This is a genomic window from Bacillus clarus (assembly GCF_000746925.1).
In the GTDB taxonomy this organism is placed as follows: domain Bacteria; phylum Bacillota; class Bacilli; order Bacillales; family Bacillaceae_G; genus Bacillus_A; species Bacillus_A clarus.
Genome location: NZ_JMQC01000008.1, coordinates 4455418 through 4469762, shown reverse-complemented (window position 1 = coordinate 4469762; position 14345 = coordinate 4455418). Strand labels below are relative to the sequence as shown.

The following is a 14345-nucleotide window of genomic DNA, read 5'->3' as shown; positions in this document are numbered from 1 at the left end:
CCTGACGTTATCCGCCAGGTTATAAAAATAAAACTTATATTAATGAGAAGGAAAAGCTTTTTTTTCTTCTAAAATAGCATTGTGAGCAATTTTCATCTTAGCAAGTACGTATCGTAATCGATCCTCAGCATTTTCATCTTTATTATGTTGTAAGCATGCTAAATTCTCTACGGAACTAGCTAAATTTTCAATCACTCCGCGTAGTTCAGGATGATGATTAAAAAAGGACTCTTGTACTAATAATTTCCTTACGTCACTTGCTAATTCCATAATTCTTAACAATTGTTCTTTCTCTTCCATCTTCATCCCTCCTGAACATCTTATATATTAGATATTCTCTAAAAAAAGGAGAACTCCTTGTGAATAAAAGAAAAAAGTCCTATAAAAGGACTTTTTACATTTTTATATTCCCTGTGATCAGCATATAAAGTGATACTGTCGCTGCAATGACAATTACACCCACAACATATCGCTCCATGCCTGAAAAACAACGATTGCCTTTTTCTTTTCTTGCAAACGTATAAACAATAATCCCAATGCCATATACAATTGAAACAAGTAGTAAATTCTTTAATCCTGCTGCATAAATCAGCCATACAGAATATACAGAAGCAATTAAAGCTAGCAATCCATTTTTTACCCTTGCAACTTTCAGCTCTTTCGTAATCACTAATTTTAATTGATACAAGGCTGATAGCAAGTACGGTAATAAAATAGATGTCGATGCAATAAAGTACATGATTTGATATGTTGATTCTGAAAACAGAACGATAATAAATAACATTTGTGCAACGCCATTTGAAATCCATAATGCCATATGTGGTGTTTGCTTCTTATTTACTTTCGTAAAGACTTTCGGAAATACGCCGTCTTTGCCTGCTACATGAGAAATTTCAGAAACAAGTAGGAACCAGCCAATTAATGTACCTACAAGTGACGCAACTAATCCAATATTAATCGCTATTGCGCCCCATGGCCCAACAACATGTTCTAATACATGTCCCATTGAGGGAGTTTCTAAAACAGAAAGCTCTTTTCTTGTCATAGCTCCCATGGAAAGAACAGAAATTAAAATATAAATAGACATTACTAAAATAAGTCCAAGTACTGTCGCCTTTCCGACATCACGGCTGTTTTTCGCTCTTCCAGATAAGACAACCGCTCCTTCAACCCCAATAAAAACCCAAAGCGTTACAAGCATCGTATTTTTCACTTGACCAAGCACAGAAGAAATAGAGATTGTTCCTTCTCCCCAAAAATCATGTGCTAATGTATTCCAGCGAAACGCCGTCACCATAACGACAATAAATAATACGATAGGAACTAATTTTCCGATCGTTGCAATAACATTCATAATAGAAGCTTCACGAATTCCAAATAAAATAAGGAAGTGAAGTGTCCATAATAAAAGAGATGCACCAATGATCGAAGCAATATTATTTCCACCTTTAAAAATAGGAAAGAAATATCCAAGTGTACTGAATAATAACATAATCGTTGCTACATTTCCTAAAATCCCTGCAAGCCAATATCCCCAGGCACTGTTAAAACCGACATATTCGCCGAATCCAGCACGTGCATAACTATAAATTCCGCCCTCAAGCTCTGGTTTTTGCCTCGCTAACGTTTGGTATACAAGCGCAAGTGGAATCATTCCCATCGCTGTAATACACCAGCCAATTATTGTTGCCCCACTATTTGCCCCTACTGCTAAATCATGCGGTAAACTAAAAACGCCACCGCCAACCATTGTTCCAACTACTAATGCGATTAATGGAAAAAATCCTAATTTCTTTTCTATTGGTACCACCCCATCTGTCATTCTAGGTGTTATGTTCATCCGTTCAACTATTAAAGTCACCTTTTTCTCTAATAGACGTTTCTATTATATTTTTTCAGGAAAACATTACTTATTCTAAAAGAAAATGAGCAAAAAGGGAATACTTTTTTGAAAAATTGTATAAGTATGCACAAAAAAAACCGTTCATTTTATAATGAACGGTCATTTTCTACATATAAATTGCATATTTTTTGAAATTTAACGAATCAATTTTTCTTTTTGTAAAAATTGTTTCGCTACTTTTTCACTACTTTTACCATTTACATTTACTTCATAATTCATCTTTCGCATTTCCTCATCTGTAATTTTCCCAGCTAGTTTATTCAATACTTTTTCAAGCTCAGGATATTGGACAAACGTTTCTTTCTTTAATAATGGTGCTCCTTGATATGGCGGGAATAACCCTTTATCATCTTTTAATACTTTAAGACCATATTGCTCCAGTTCACTATCAGTCGAATATGCATCAATTACGTTAACATCACCTGATTGAATGGCACTATAACGTAATTTTGGTTCCATCGTTTTAACATTTGAAAACTTATAATTATATAATTTTTGCATTCCTTTATAACCGTCTTCACGATCTGCAAATTCTAACGTAAATCCAGCCCTTGCATCCGCAGCAATATTTTTCAAATCAGAAATTGTATTTACATTATATTGCTCTGCCGTTTTTTTCGGCATTGCGAGTGCATATGTATTGTTATAATCCATCGGCTTTAACATCATCATATTATATTTCTTTTCCATTCCAGTGCGTGCTTGTTCATATACTTCGTCTCGATTTGTACTCTTCGGTTCTTCTTTTACAAAAGTAGATAGAGCTGTTCCAGAAAATTCAGGGTATATATCCACTTCTCCTGATTTTAAAGCTTCAAAAACAAATGCTGTTTTCCCAAGCCCTGGTTTTAACTCTACGTGTAAATCTGTATCATTTTCAATAAGCTGTTTATACATTTGAATTAAAATTTCAGGTTCAGAACCTAACTTACCGGCAATAACAATATCCTTCTTTTGCGTATTCCAGAGAAATGGTGTAACTACAACTATAATAGCAATACCTACAATCAATATAACGCGCTTAGAAGAGCGTTTTGTGTTCTCAAGTAAGCGAAGTACTATATCAAAGAATAAAGCGAGCAACGCGGCTGGTATGGCCCCTAAAACGATAAGTGCATGGTCGTTCCGATCGATACCGAGTAAAATCAGTTTCCCAAGCCCACCAGCACCTATTAACGCTGCAAGTGTCGCTGTTCCAACAATTAATACCATCGCTGTACGAATACCGGCCATAATAATTGGCAGTGCAAGTGGAAGCTCTACCTTCCACAATCGTCTCCAACTATTCATACCCATCGCTTTTGCCGCTTCAATAAGCGAGTCATCCAACTTACGAATTCCTGTATACGTATTTCGTAAAATAGGCAATAACGCATACACAACTAATGCAATAATTGCCGGGAGCTTCCCGATTCCTACTAATGGAATTAAAAGTCCAAGTAAAGCGAGTGAAGGTATTGTCTGCATAACAGCAGAGGTACCTATAATGAATTCGGCAATTCTTTCTTTTCTCGTTAACAAAATGCCAAGTGGTACTGCAATTAAAACAGCAAAAAATAAAGAAATAAGCGATATTTGTAAATGCTCACTTAATGCACTAAGTAATTCTAATTTTCGTTCGTGAAATGTTTGGAATAAATCAGTCACGCTTTACCCTCTCTCCTTCATTTGTTCAGCTATGTAATTAACAACATGACGACTTGTTAATGTACCGACATGTTGTCCATCTTTTTCAATTGGTACAAATTCTTCTACTTGTAAACGCACCAAAGCTTCTTGCAAAGGAGAATATATAGATAAAGATGGGCCTTCACCTTTCCCTTTCACACTCGTTTCTAATAGTAATACATCTTCAATACTTTTTCCTTCATACCAAGGACGACCACGGTTCCCAATAAATTCTTCTACGAAATCATTTTTCGGATTATGTATAATACCTTCCGGTGTATCTAATTGAACGACTTTTCCCTCTCTCATCACACAAATACGGTCACCGAGCGATAACGCTTCTTGCATATCATGTGTTACGAACACAATTGTTTTTTGAATTTTTTTCTGTAACTGCACAATATCCTTTTGCAACTGTTCACGACTTAATGGATCTAACGCACTAAATGGCTCATCCATCAGAACGATTTTCGGATTTGCAGCTAATGCTCGTACTACGCCAACACGCTGCTTCTGTCCACCGGATAATTCATCTGGCATACGATCCCTATATATAGCTGGATCTAATCCAACCATATGAAGTAGTTCATCGACACGCGCTCGAATTTTCTCTTTACTCCATTTTCTCATTTCAGGTACAATCGCAATATTTTCAGCGATTGTCATATGCGGAAACAAAGCAATTTGTTGCAGTACATATCCAATATCCCAACGCAGTTCGTTTATATCGTAGTCTTGAATATCTTTTTCATCGATCAAAATTGATCCGTGTGTCGTCTCAATTAAACGATTGATCATTTTCATCGTCGTTGTCTTCCCACAACCACTCGGTCCAATAAGAACAAAAAATTCTCCTTTTTTAATTTCTAAATGTAATGAATCAACTGCTTTCGTACCGTCTTCATATGCTTTTGACACATGATTAAATCGAATCACAAATACAACTCCCTTATTGTTGTTTCTTTTATTTTGATGGAATACGGACATCATTTCAAATGATACGCTTAATGAAATGAAAAAAAGAGCTCTTACTTGAGCTCTAACGATCGAATAATATCGTCTTCATAATTGCAGCATATTCACGCACATACGCTTTTTTCTTAGAACGATTCGGTGTTCTAGCAGCTAGCGCTTCCATCTTCATCCCTAAACGCTTTGCAATTATTTTCGTACGATATAAATGATACGTATTACTAACAACTACCGCGTGCTTTACATCATATAAATCCATACTAAACTTTAAATTTTCATACGTACTAGTAGAACGATCTTCAATAAAAATACGATTCTCATCTATACCATGTACCATTAAATAGTTTCGCATACTATGAGCTTCCGGTATATCTTCATCCTCACCTTGCCCTCCAGAAACAATTACATTTGCTTCTGGGTGAGAATACAAATATTCCAGAGCTACGTCCAAACGATTTTGAAGAGATAAAGACGGTTTATCTCCAAACAACTTTGCACCTAATACAAGGACATATGGAGAGTGATTACTTAATTTCTCACGAGCAACTTTCTTCATTCGAAATGTCGTATATACGATGTACAGTGGTGGTGGTAATAAGATCATAAGTAATATCCATTTGTTCATAGTTAGGTTTACACTCCCTTTCTTTTTATTATATAGAAAAAGAAAGGGAGGAAGAAGTGTTTTTTTACTTATTATTTAGTTGAAAATCAATCCCCTTTATACGATAGACTTGTTAGAAACCTCCATTCCTATTTTACGTTCGGACGCAATATAATACACAGCTATCCCGAATGAACAAATTAATATGACGCTTAATACATAAAACGGAATCATTACTCCTAGCTTGGATACACCTGCAGTAAACAACATTAATAACACAATTCGAATTCCTGTACCGATTAATCTAAACAAGCTATCTACACGTCCCATTACTTCATTTGGAATCTTCTCCATCATCAATACATTTCTGGCAACTCTTGTTCCAGCATTTCCAAGAGCATGAAAAATTACAAGTCCGTATAACATTATGATTGATGGTTCCACTATCATTACGGTAATTGAAATTACATATATGAACATCGTTATGACGATAGAAACTTCTGTTTTCACATATCTCATCATGATTGGAATACTAATTCCCGCTATAACAGCACCAACGCCATACATCATACCTTCTATCGCATACACAGAAGCGCTTGCCTTTAATATGTCTGAAATGTATACAGGGATTAAATAGTTTGCCATCATTACACCGATAAATGGCATATAGGTCGCAAGTAAAATACTTGCAGAAACAAATGTACTAAAAATCAACTAAAAGGCTGATAAATCAACGTTTTTTATAACTACAAAAACTACAAATAATCGTTTGATTTTACACATTTGTTACCAAAACGTTACCACAAAACAAAAAAGCACAGCGTGTATAAGTAGTGTTGGTAGCACTCTTATACCGTCCGCCTACTCACGATAGGCAAACACTTGCTGTACTCTTACGGACTATTTTACAATACGTAAGGGCTCCTTAGCAACAGTTTGCTTACACTCGGCATTCTGTTGCTTTTTTGTTTATACAAAGGGGCCTATATAATGAAGAAACGTATCAATGTTATCGCAAATGAAGAATCCTTCCACAACCTTTCTACATTTAAAGAAGTAGAAGAACTAAATAAAACTGTACGTGCATACAGAGACATCATCCGTATGTCTATTAAGCGTACTGACGTACAATCCAAACTCATTGCACTACTTGAAATTTTAAAACGCCATAGCTGCAAATATGTAGGTGTTAGTTTCCTATGCAAAAATAGAATCGCTGAAAAAATGGAAGTTTCATATAAAACTGTACAACGTTTAATGAAGAAACTTGTGGATTTAGAGATGCTTAAGCAAGTTTCTATGAAGCGTAAAAAAGATATGCTTCAAACTTCTAACGCTATTATCATTCAACCAATTGTGGAAGAAGTGTCCAACAAGATAGATACAAAAGGTCCTACAAAGTTTCCTACCATTAAAACAACCCCTTCTTCCTTAAAACAAAATATAAAAGATAAAAACAAACGTAATAGTAATGAGAATAGCAATACACCTGAGGAAAATATTAAAGAAGCTGATTTCGTAGCTCACTGGGTACCTGAACGTTTTGTTTCTTTAACTAACTCTTTTTACAGTGAATCTAAAACAATTCAAGAACTGTGGAAGGTCGTAAGACAGTGCAATAAAATTACAAACTTCTCTACAGGTGATAAAGCATTCACTAAAGACCAGGAGCTTACTATCGGCTTACAAGCTATCAAAGAGTTTGTTATGAAAATTAAATCTGGAGCAAAAATGAAGAAGGGTAAATTCGCTTATTTCAACGGGATTGTAAACAACTTAATGGACAAGTTCTACTTTGATAAAGAGTTTATGAGAGCGTAAAAAAAGCTCCCAAACATTGAGGAACCAATAAGGGGATTTTTTCAAAAAGCAGACGGAGCGGGATTTTCTACAACCGTAATACATGTTTTCATATTGTTAAAACACTCAAAATTCCTCTTAAGGATGAGAAAACTTCATATCTTATTTATACAATTTATGTTATGGTACAATATGTTAATTAATTACAATACTTTCTAAAAGGAGGATAGATAATGAAAGCAAAGAAACTAGTAGCTTTAGCAATACCTATTATGTTATTAGCAGGTTGTGGTACTGATAAAACAGACGTAAAGACGAAAGAAAAAGTAAACATCAAGTCAGAAAGCAAACCACTACAAGAAAGTAAGGTAGATAAAGTTAAACCTGTAGATGTAGGTAACTATTCAACAGAAGAGTACATTAATTCTCTTTCAGACATAGCTTTAGAGATGGAGGATAAGGTAACGGAGATGGATAATCTACTTGTAGGAGAAGACCTTCCATTACATAGCAAGTATAAGTATATAAAATTAGCAGAAGAATCAATAGACTTGTCAGTACAAGCTAGAGAGTTAAAAGTACCGAAAGAGTTCGCAGAGGTGCATAAAGACGTTGATAGAGCTATGCAGATGTACAGTACTGGTTTTCAATATCAAATAGACTATGTAAAAAAGCCAGACCCTAAAAATTCAAATAAAGCTATAGAGGTTATAACAGAAGCAGGTAACTTATGGTTAGAAACATCTGAGAGACTAGGCAAAGAATATAGTAAAGTAGTATTACAATAAAATTGTTTTCAAGAAAGAATGTAAATAAGTACAAACAAAGGGGTATATAACGATGAAAGCAAAGAAACTAGTAAGTTTAGCACTTCCAATCATGTTATTAGGTGGTTGTGCAACAGATAAGGTAGACACGAAGTCAAAAGATAAAGTGGAGACTAAGGCTGAAACAAAAGAGAAGTTATCGAAAGACATTTATCCAGTACGTATGACTAGCTTATCATCTGAGTTAATGGGGAAAATCACGAATATAGTAGAAATAGCAATGAATAAAGAAAAGGATGAGAAGACTTTAAAGAAAGAAGTCCTAAAACAAGAATCTGAGTTACAAACAATCATTGCTAAGTTTGATAAGATTGAACCACCAAAAGAGTATGCAGAATCACATAAAGACATACTAAAAGCAGTTGATTGTTATAGTAAAGCTTACTCAAAACAAGCTAAGTATTTTAAAGCAAATGAGAAGGATATAGACCCTGATAAGAAACAGGAAATCACGGAGTTAATCGAACGAGGTAATAAGTATTGGATACCAGGATTCCAACCTGTTCAAGACGAAACATCTAGAGTAGACGCTGTAAATGCAAATAAAGCTGCAAAGGATAAACAGAGTGCATTGGATAATACAAACCCTGACACAATAAAAAGAACAGATGATGCTCCTAAGTCAAACGATGTATCTAATTTAGAAGAAGTTACGAAGTATAAGCAAGACATCATAGACAGTTCGAATGCAATAGCAGATACAATGCACTTAATTGAAGGAATAGCAGGTTCAGACATCAAGGCTTATGTACAGAAGAAAAGTGAAATCCAACTAAGTGTAGGTGGAGCAAAAGCAAATGCTAGGAAACTAAAGGACTTGAAAGCACCTTCTGGATTTGAGGGAGAACAAAACAAGATAAAACAATCCATGCAATACTATGAAGATGCTTTCCAACTTCTATTTGATGCAATAGAGCAAGAAGACCAAGCTAAACTTCATCAGTCAATGGGTAAAACACATATAGGTGCAAAGATATTTGATGAAGCAACAAAGGGTATTGCAGATAAATCACAACAATAAAGGATATGTGAGTATGAATCGTAAACTGTTAGAGTTGTTCCAGTCATGTTATTGTCAGGAGTAGGTTGTTCTAGTAAAGACGTTGCAGAAGAAAAAGAAGACTGATAGTTTACAAGTAGTAGTAGATTATAAAACTCCTATACTTGACTTAAGTAAAGCGTTAGAAAGCAAATTATCTACATAAGAATTAAAAGAGTTACTTATGAATGCTAAAGTTTAATACATAGTAAAAAAGCCGACTCAATTAAGAGCCGGTTTCTTTTATGTTAACGTACGTTTACGTATGCATCACTAGCTGTAATGTAGTACGTATTCCCTTTCGAATTGTGTACTTTGTATTGTGGTGATCCATTGACAGTTACTTTTTCATCGATTGTAAACCCTAGTCCTGCATCTAAAGTACCAGCCACGTCTTTATCATGCCAAGATGGAGATTCATAGAAACGTAGGTTATCCACTTTAGTAACAACACGCTTCCCTATAATAGAGGAATCTACTGTGCTTTTCTTACTAAACTTCACATAAGATGGATTGTTCTTAATCCATTGTTCACCGCCAAGATTTAACCAACCACCCTTTTCAGCCCATACAGCATAATATAAATCATTAGCATCAATTTATTACTTTCCCATTCGTGTTTTACCTCTATGTTATACTACATTACCTTTTAAGAACTATAACAAACACATATGTTGTAAAATATATGTGTTTGAGGAAACTTTAACCATTTATTGTTATAATTATATCCGCAATATTTTTCCAGGAGGGTTCCTATAAAGAACAATAGGATAATGGACATACATACTAGGCACTCCCCTTCTTTAATACGTTCATAGAAATATAGAAAGGGTTTATACGATGGGACAATTCCAAAGTAATTTACAAACAGCAACACAAATTGCTACGAAAATGGGATCAGCTTCTGACAGGATTCAAAGTGCAACAAGTCGTTCTATAACAAAGGCAACGCGTACAACACTATCTGTTAACTCCAAAGCACAAGAAGCGAGCCAACAAGTTTTAGATTTGACGAAACAATTTTCTGTAGCCTTTCAACAAGCGGTTGATAATATTCATTCGGTAGCTAACGAGTTTGAGAGAATGGATAAAGAACTTCAAAATATTTTTCGCTAATGTGATAACCTACGTAAAGTAAAACGGTAGGAGGAAAAAGATGAGTCAAGATATTGAAAAACAAATGAATCAATTAAATCAAAAATTACGAAGTGTATTTGAAGAACAGAATCGGAATCAATCTGCGATTCAAACCCAGGAACAAGTAGAAGAAGATTTTCATGTATGGAAAAATCAAAACCATCGTTTGTTTGACCGTATTTTAGGAACTTGGCATAGAGATAGAGAAATGTCATTGTTTTTTATGAATATGAGTCAAGATGCACAATATATTGAGCGAAAACTTACTTTCGAATTGGAAAATCAAAAAGAAACATTGCTTAAGGAAAAACGAAATCTTAGTGACTTAGAAAATGACCTTTACTATCAAAAACAGAATCTAGCAAAGGAGGTCAATTCATGAGTTTGAATATGTATCTAGGGGAAGTACATACGCAAACACAAAGCATGAACGCTGTATGTACCGCTACGATTCAAGGTATGGAACAAGCTATTCAGTCGATTGATGCTTTTGCAATTGATACTGTTCTACAAGGACAAACATATAGCAGTGCAAAAGCATTCTTTGCACAAACCTTTCGTCCATTAGCACAAGGAATCATTTACTTGTGTGAAGAACTAATCCGTCAGAATGATGCCTTTCCAAGTCACTTTCAATCACAAGTAGCTTCAACAGATGTCATCGAACAAGAAATACTAGAACAAATTCAAGGGATTGACCGAATGAAAGCAAGTATGGAAGCCATCAGTCAAACCATGCCAATCCCGGGTATGGACGCTATGGCGAATCTTTTTACTGTCATGAGGAAGAAACTGCAAGAAAAACTAGAACACTTACATGAATTCAATTATACTTCTAGTAGTAATTATGATACTGCACTTCAATTAGCTGCGAGTATCGCGCAAGGTCTTGCGGAAGTGCAAAGTGGGAAAGGTTTCAGCCCCGCAAGTGGAACATTTAGCATACAAGAATTGAATATGGAGTGGACGGGGCCTATTCAAGCAATTACAGAAAGTAAAGCTCGTGAAGCACAAATTGAAAAAGCAATTGCTTTACGAGAACAAGAAGCCAATAGACCATGGTATGAAAAAACAGCTATCAGTACTTGGGAATTTATGAAAGAATTTTTTCAAGGCGCTGGTAGTGCGGCTTTCGAAAGCGTTATTGGACTAGAATCACCTGATAATGATGAATTAGAAAGCAAGTTAACTTATCAATCGGGAAGATTTGCCGGAAATGTTGTAGCAGGAGCGGCATCTATTATAGAAATTCTAGAGGGTCTTACTGTCATAGGCGGGGCTAATTTCTTAACCTTCGTCGCAGAAGTAGGAAGTGGTGGGTTAGCATCACCAATTGTTCTTCCATTAGATGCAGCTGCTACAGCGGCTGGACTAAGTCTTGTTGGACATGGTGTATTTGTTGGGCGTAATGCAATTCAAAATGGTAAGGATACTCTTCAAAAATTCCAGTCTTCCCCGTCTTCTGGTGGTAGTAGTTCTAACCCATCGACATGGAATGAATTTCAAACTGCCAACAAAGGTAAATATAGTAAGGATGAAATGAGTAAGGCTTGGGATAAGTATAAAAAAGAAAATGGTATTGAAAGTGACTCAGGCGATAAAACTTACACAAGACCTTCAGGATATAGAACGGGCGTAAGAGATAAAGTCTGGGATAATGCTAAAAGTGAAGATGGTCTCGTAAGGGATCCAATAAATAATGAAATAATGAATAAAGATAAGCCTTGGGATATGGGGCATTTACCAGGTTATGAATTTAGAAAGCATAAAAAAAGTGCTGAAGAAAGAGGAATAACAAGAGAACAGTTTTTAGATGAACATAACAATCCTAATCATTACCGCCCTGAACTTCCGTCATCGAATAGGAGTCATAAAGGTGAAGATTTAACGGATGATTATTTTGGAGACTGAAATTATTAAAAATTATTAGCGAAAGATAGGAGAGTAAAATGGGGATATCAAATGAAAGTAAAATGATTGCTAAATCAGCTTTAAAAGTGTTTGGAGGTAATCCTGTTGTTTCTAAATATTGGGATGATAATAGTATAAGTAATATCGATATTTTATCAACAGGAGATAGACCCTGCGAGGGGGTTACATCGTATTCTACTATTGGCTTGCATATGCATTCAATAGGACGATCTATAGATGAAAAGTCTTTACGAGTAGAAATTGTTGGTGCGAGCGCAACAGCTTATAATAATTATGCAAATGTACTAGCAACATGTGCTTTTTGTGTAATCAATTCAAAAATGCCACTCTATCCAGGTCAAATATTTTTGGATGTGCTGAAGTTTGATTATCCTAATAGTGAAATGAAACATATGTTTTTTGTGCCACCATTTCTGTGGGAAGATCAGTTACAAACAATTGATTTCTCAGACAAAAAAGTCGCATGGTTGCTTGCCGTCCCAATATCAGAAAAAGAATATTTATTTGCTCAACAAAATGGTTCAAATAAGCTTGAGAATTTATTTGAGCAAAATGAAATAGACATTTTCGATATTAAACGAGACTCTGTACTGTAATATCATGCTGAATACTTTATGTATAAGAGTATATTGTTTCTACAAATTATAATTCCTATTAAATAGCAAGTTTGAATAAATCAGACAAGCGGGAAGTCAACTTTGGCTACCTTTGGTAAGCAAAGAGGCTACCTAATTATAATGTTAACTTTTGGAATTATATAAGTGAATGGATTGTTATTGGTGTTGAATAAAAAGCACTTAATAATTTATGCAAAATGTATTTAATATGGAAAGCAGAAAATCTAAAGTATGATAAAAAATCCGACTCATAAGAGCCGGATTTTCACTTCATAAATACATATGCTTCGCTAGCAGTTACAAAGTATGTTTTACCTTTGTTGTTGTGTACTTTTGAAACCACCTATTACTTAATAATTACATCTTCCTCACGAATCCAACGATTACCACCAATATCTATTGCGTCGCCAACTCTTCCCCAAATACGATAAGGAGTAGAACCGTCAATATTTCCAACATGGTTAATACATTCTGGTTCACTATGAACTGCAATCCCCCAACCTACAGGATATTTAGAATGCGTATAGAACCATTTCACATCAAAATGTTTTAGGTAAGCCCACTGCTTTTCATTCCCAAGGCAGATCATGTCTTTTTCTCCACCACCCCAGTATCCTTTCTGGATTAAGTAAGGGATTTTTTGTGTGATACGTCCTGCAAAAATAGGATTAGCAGGATTTTCATATAGATTCACACCATAACCATCATCGTATCTCGATGTTGCATGTCCAATTCCCTCTTTTTGAATAGACTGAATTATATGAATTGGCTGAATTGGATCAATTGGGTTAATTGGATCAATTGGGTTAATTGGATTTAGTTCATTACCACCAATAAACCAAGATAATGGCTTGTCTCCATTTAGAACATTTAAGTCAACTTTTCCTACACCATCAAGCCAACCGCCTGTTTCTCCATCTGCATATTGCCATAGATCACACGCATAGGCAGGTTTATTACTTCCATAACGAGGAATCCATAAAAAGTCTGCTTTCACCTTATTTAAACCATATTGATTGTACATATGATGTGATACATAAAATCCGACTTTCCAACCTGCCGCTTTACATGTATCAATAAAAGCTTGAGAAGCAGCTGCTAGATTGTCGGGGCCACAACTTTTTAATGTATCATCCTCACAATCTAGCACTAAGAATTTAGCATTTAAATTTGTTCTTTTCATAAAATCGTTCGCTTCCACAATTGCATCATTAACAGAAACATAGCATCCATACGCATAGGCAGCATGTGGAATGCCACGTTTCTCTAATTGCGCTACATGTTGTTTATATAATCCATCTACTGTATCTGATCCATATTGAACACGGCAAATCGCTAAACTAACTTGAGGAGCTAATACATCCCAATTAATACTGTCATTCCATTTTGAAATATCGATAATATGTTTTTTCATTATTGAACATCTCCCTTTTTATCTTCTTGTTTTTGTTTACCACCTAAAATTTCAACCGCGTTTGTCAAAGCTTGTGGAAGTGGGATTCCCATACGTCCAGCGTTTTCTAAAAGTGATAACAATTCATTACCCATGAAAAAAAAGATTGTTGCTTCACGGATAGCACTGTCGCTTCCAAACGCTGTATCTAATTGCGCTGCCACTCCAACCAAAAGAAAAAGCACCACCTTTTTGGCGATGCCTTTGAAACCTACTTTACTTTTTAACTCTCCGTTGTATCCTGCTGCAATCATTCCAGTTAAATAATCAATAACTGCCATCGTCACTAAGATTTTCAATGTTGCATCCCATCCTCCTAAGAAATATCCACAGAAGCCACCAAAGGTAGCTATAAACGTTTTTATGAATACGTCGATACGTTCCACTTGTTTG

Annotated in this window: 14 protein-coding genes and 2 pseudogenes; 7 read left to right on the top strand and 9 right to left on the bottom strand. The window is 35.3% G+C overall.

The genetic code is table 11. The features are described 5' to 3' along the window. Positions 1-39: 39 nt before the first annotated feature. The 6 genes and pseudogenes from DJ93_RS23850 to DJ93_RS23825 all read right to left on the bottom strand — a co-directional run. Positions 40-300 carry a hypothetical protein gene (locus tag DJ93_RS23850; protein WP_042983568.1) on the bottom strand — a complete coding sequence of 87 codons (261 nt, stop codon included), beginning with the start codon at positions 298-300 and terminating at the stop codon, positions 40-42. 94 nt (positions 301-394) lie between these two features. Then, positions 395-1822, bottom strand: a complete 1428-nt coding sequence (locus DJ93_RS23845; protein WP_042983567.1) for a basic amino acid/polyamine antiporter — start codon at positions 1820-1822, stop codon at positions 395-397. Positions 1823-2038: 216 nt separating this feature from the next. Further along, positions 2039-3550 carry an ABC transporter permease/substrate-binding protein gene (locus DJ93_RS23840; RefSeq protein WP_042983565.1) on the bottom strand — a complete coding sequence of 504 codons (1512 nt, stop codon included), beginning with the start codon at positions 3548-3550 and terminating at the stop codon, positions 2039-2041. A 3-nt stretch (positions 3551-3553) separates the two neighbouring features. Next, complete coding sequence (locus DJ93_RS23835) at positions 3554-4507, bottom strand: ABC transporter ATP-binding protein (RefSeq protein WP_042983564.1); 954 nt, start codon at positions 4505-4507, stop codon at positions 3554-3556. A gap of 103 nt (positions 4508-4610) precedes the next feature. Continuing rightward, a complete protein-coding gene (locus tag DJ93_RS23830; protein WP_042983563.1) occupies positions 4611-5168 on the bottom strand; it encodes a YdcF family protein in 558 nt (185 codons plus the stop codon). Positions 5169-5264: 96 nt separating this feature from the next. Then, positions 5265-5828 (bottom strand): annotated as a pseudogene (locus tag DJ93_RS23825) (MFS transporter); the annotation flags it as partial. Between the two features lie 309 nt (positions 5829-6137). Between DJ93_RS23825 and DJ93_RS23820 the strand changes: the two are divergent. The 3 genes from DJ93_RS23820 (at position 6138) to DJ93_RS23810 (ending at position 8795) form a co-directional block, all read left to right on the top strand. Beyond that, a complete protein-coding gene (locus tag DJ93_RS23820; RefSeq protein ID WP_042983562.1) occupies positions 6138-6968 on the top strand; it encodes a cytosolic protein in 831 nt (276 codons plus the stop codon). Positions 6969-7180: 212 nt separating this feature from the next. After that, a complete protein-coding gene (locus DJ93_RS23815; RefSeq protein WP_042983561.1) occupies positions 7181-7735 on the top strand; it encodes a hypothetical protein in 555 nt (184 codons plus the stop codon). 52 nt (positions 7736-7787) lie between these two features. Beyond that, positions 7788-8795, top strand: a complete 1008-nt coding sequence (locus tag DJ93_RS23810; protein WP_042983560.1) for a DUF7018 domain-containing (lipo)protein — start codon at positions 7788-7790, stop codon at positions 8793-8795. Between the two features lie 266 nt (positions 8796-9061). Here DJ93_RS23810 and DJ93_RS33960 read toward each other — a convergent pair. Beyond that, positions 9062-9391: pseudogene (locus DJ93_RS33960) on the bottom strand (N-acetylmuramoyl-L-alanine amidase); the annotation flags it as partial. A gap of 262 nt (positions 9392-9653) precedes the next feature. Here DJ93_RS33960 and DJ93_RS23800 point away from each other — a divergent pair. The 4 genes from DJ93_RS23800 to DJ93_RS23785 are packed head-to-tail and all read left to right on the top strand — an operon-like array spanning position 9654 to position 12478. Further along, the gene (locus tag DJ93_RS23800; RefSeq protein ID WP_000529672.1) at positions 9654-9929 is read left to right on the top strand and encodes a TIGR04197 family type VII secretion effector; all 276 of its coding nucleotides are present in this window, start codon (positions 9654-9656) and stop codon (positions 9927-9929) included. 40 nt (positions 9930-9969) lie between these two features. Next, positions 9970-10332: a DUF3958 family protein gene (locus DJ93_RS23795; protein ID WP_000076133.1), complete on the top strand. Its 363-nt coding sequence runs from the start codon at positions 9970-9972 to the stop codon at positions 10330-10332. Then, positions 10329-11861 (top strand): GH-E family nuclease, encoded by a 1533-nt coding sequence (locus DJ93_RS34890; RefSeq protein WP_080743582.1) that lies wholly within the window; start codon positions 10329-10331, stop codon positions 11859-11861. The genes DJ93_RS23795 and DJ93_RS34890 overlap by 4 nt, the downstream gene beginning before the upstream one ends. 38 nt (positions 11862-11899) lie before the next feature. Further along, entirely contained in the window at positions 11900-12478 is a 579-nt protein-coding gene (locus tag DJ93_RS23785; RefSeq protein WP_042983559.1) for a suppressor of fused domain protein, read from the top strand. Positions 12479-12845: 367 nt separating this feature from the next. Here DJ93_RS23785 and DJ93_RS23780 read toward each other — a convergent pair whose 3' ends face one another. After that, positions 12846-13913, bottom strand: a complete 1068-nt coding sequence (locus tag DJ93_RS23780) for a GH25 family lysozyme (RefSeq protein WP_042983558.1) — start codon at positions 13911-13913, stop codon at positions 12846-12848. Next, positions 13913-14338 carry a phage holin family protein gene (locus DJ93_RS23775; protein WP_042983556.1) on the bottom strand — a complete coding sequence of 142 codons (426 nt, stop codon included), beginning with the start codon at positions 14336-14338 and terminating at the stop codon, positions 13913-13915. Before DJ93_RS23775 ends, DJ93_RS23780 begins: the two co-directional genes overlap by 1 nt. Positions 14339-14345 lie beyond the last annotated feature (7 nt).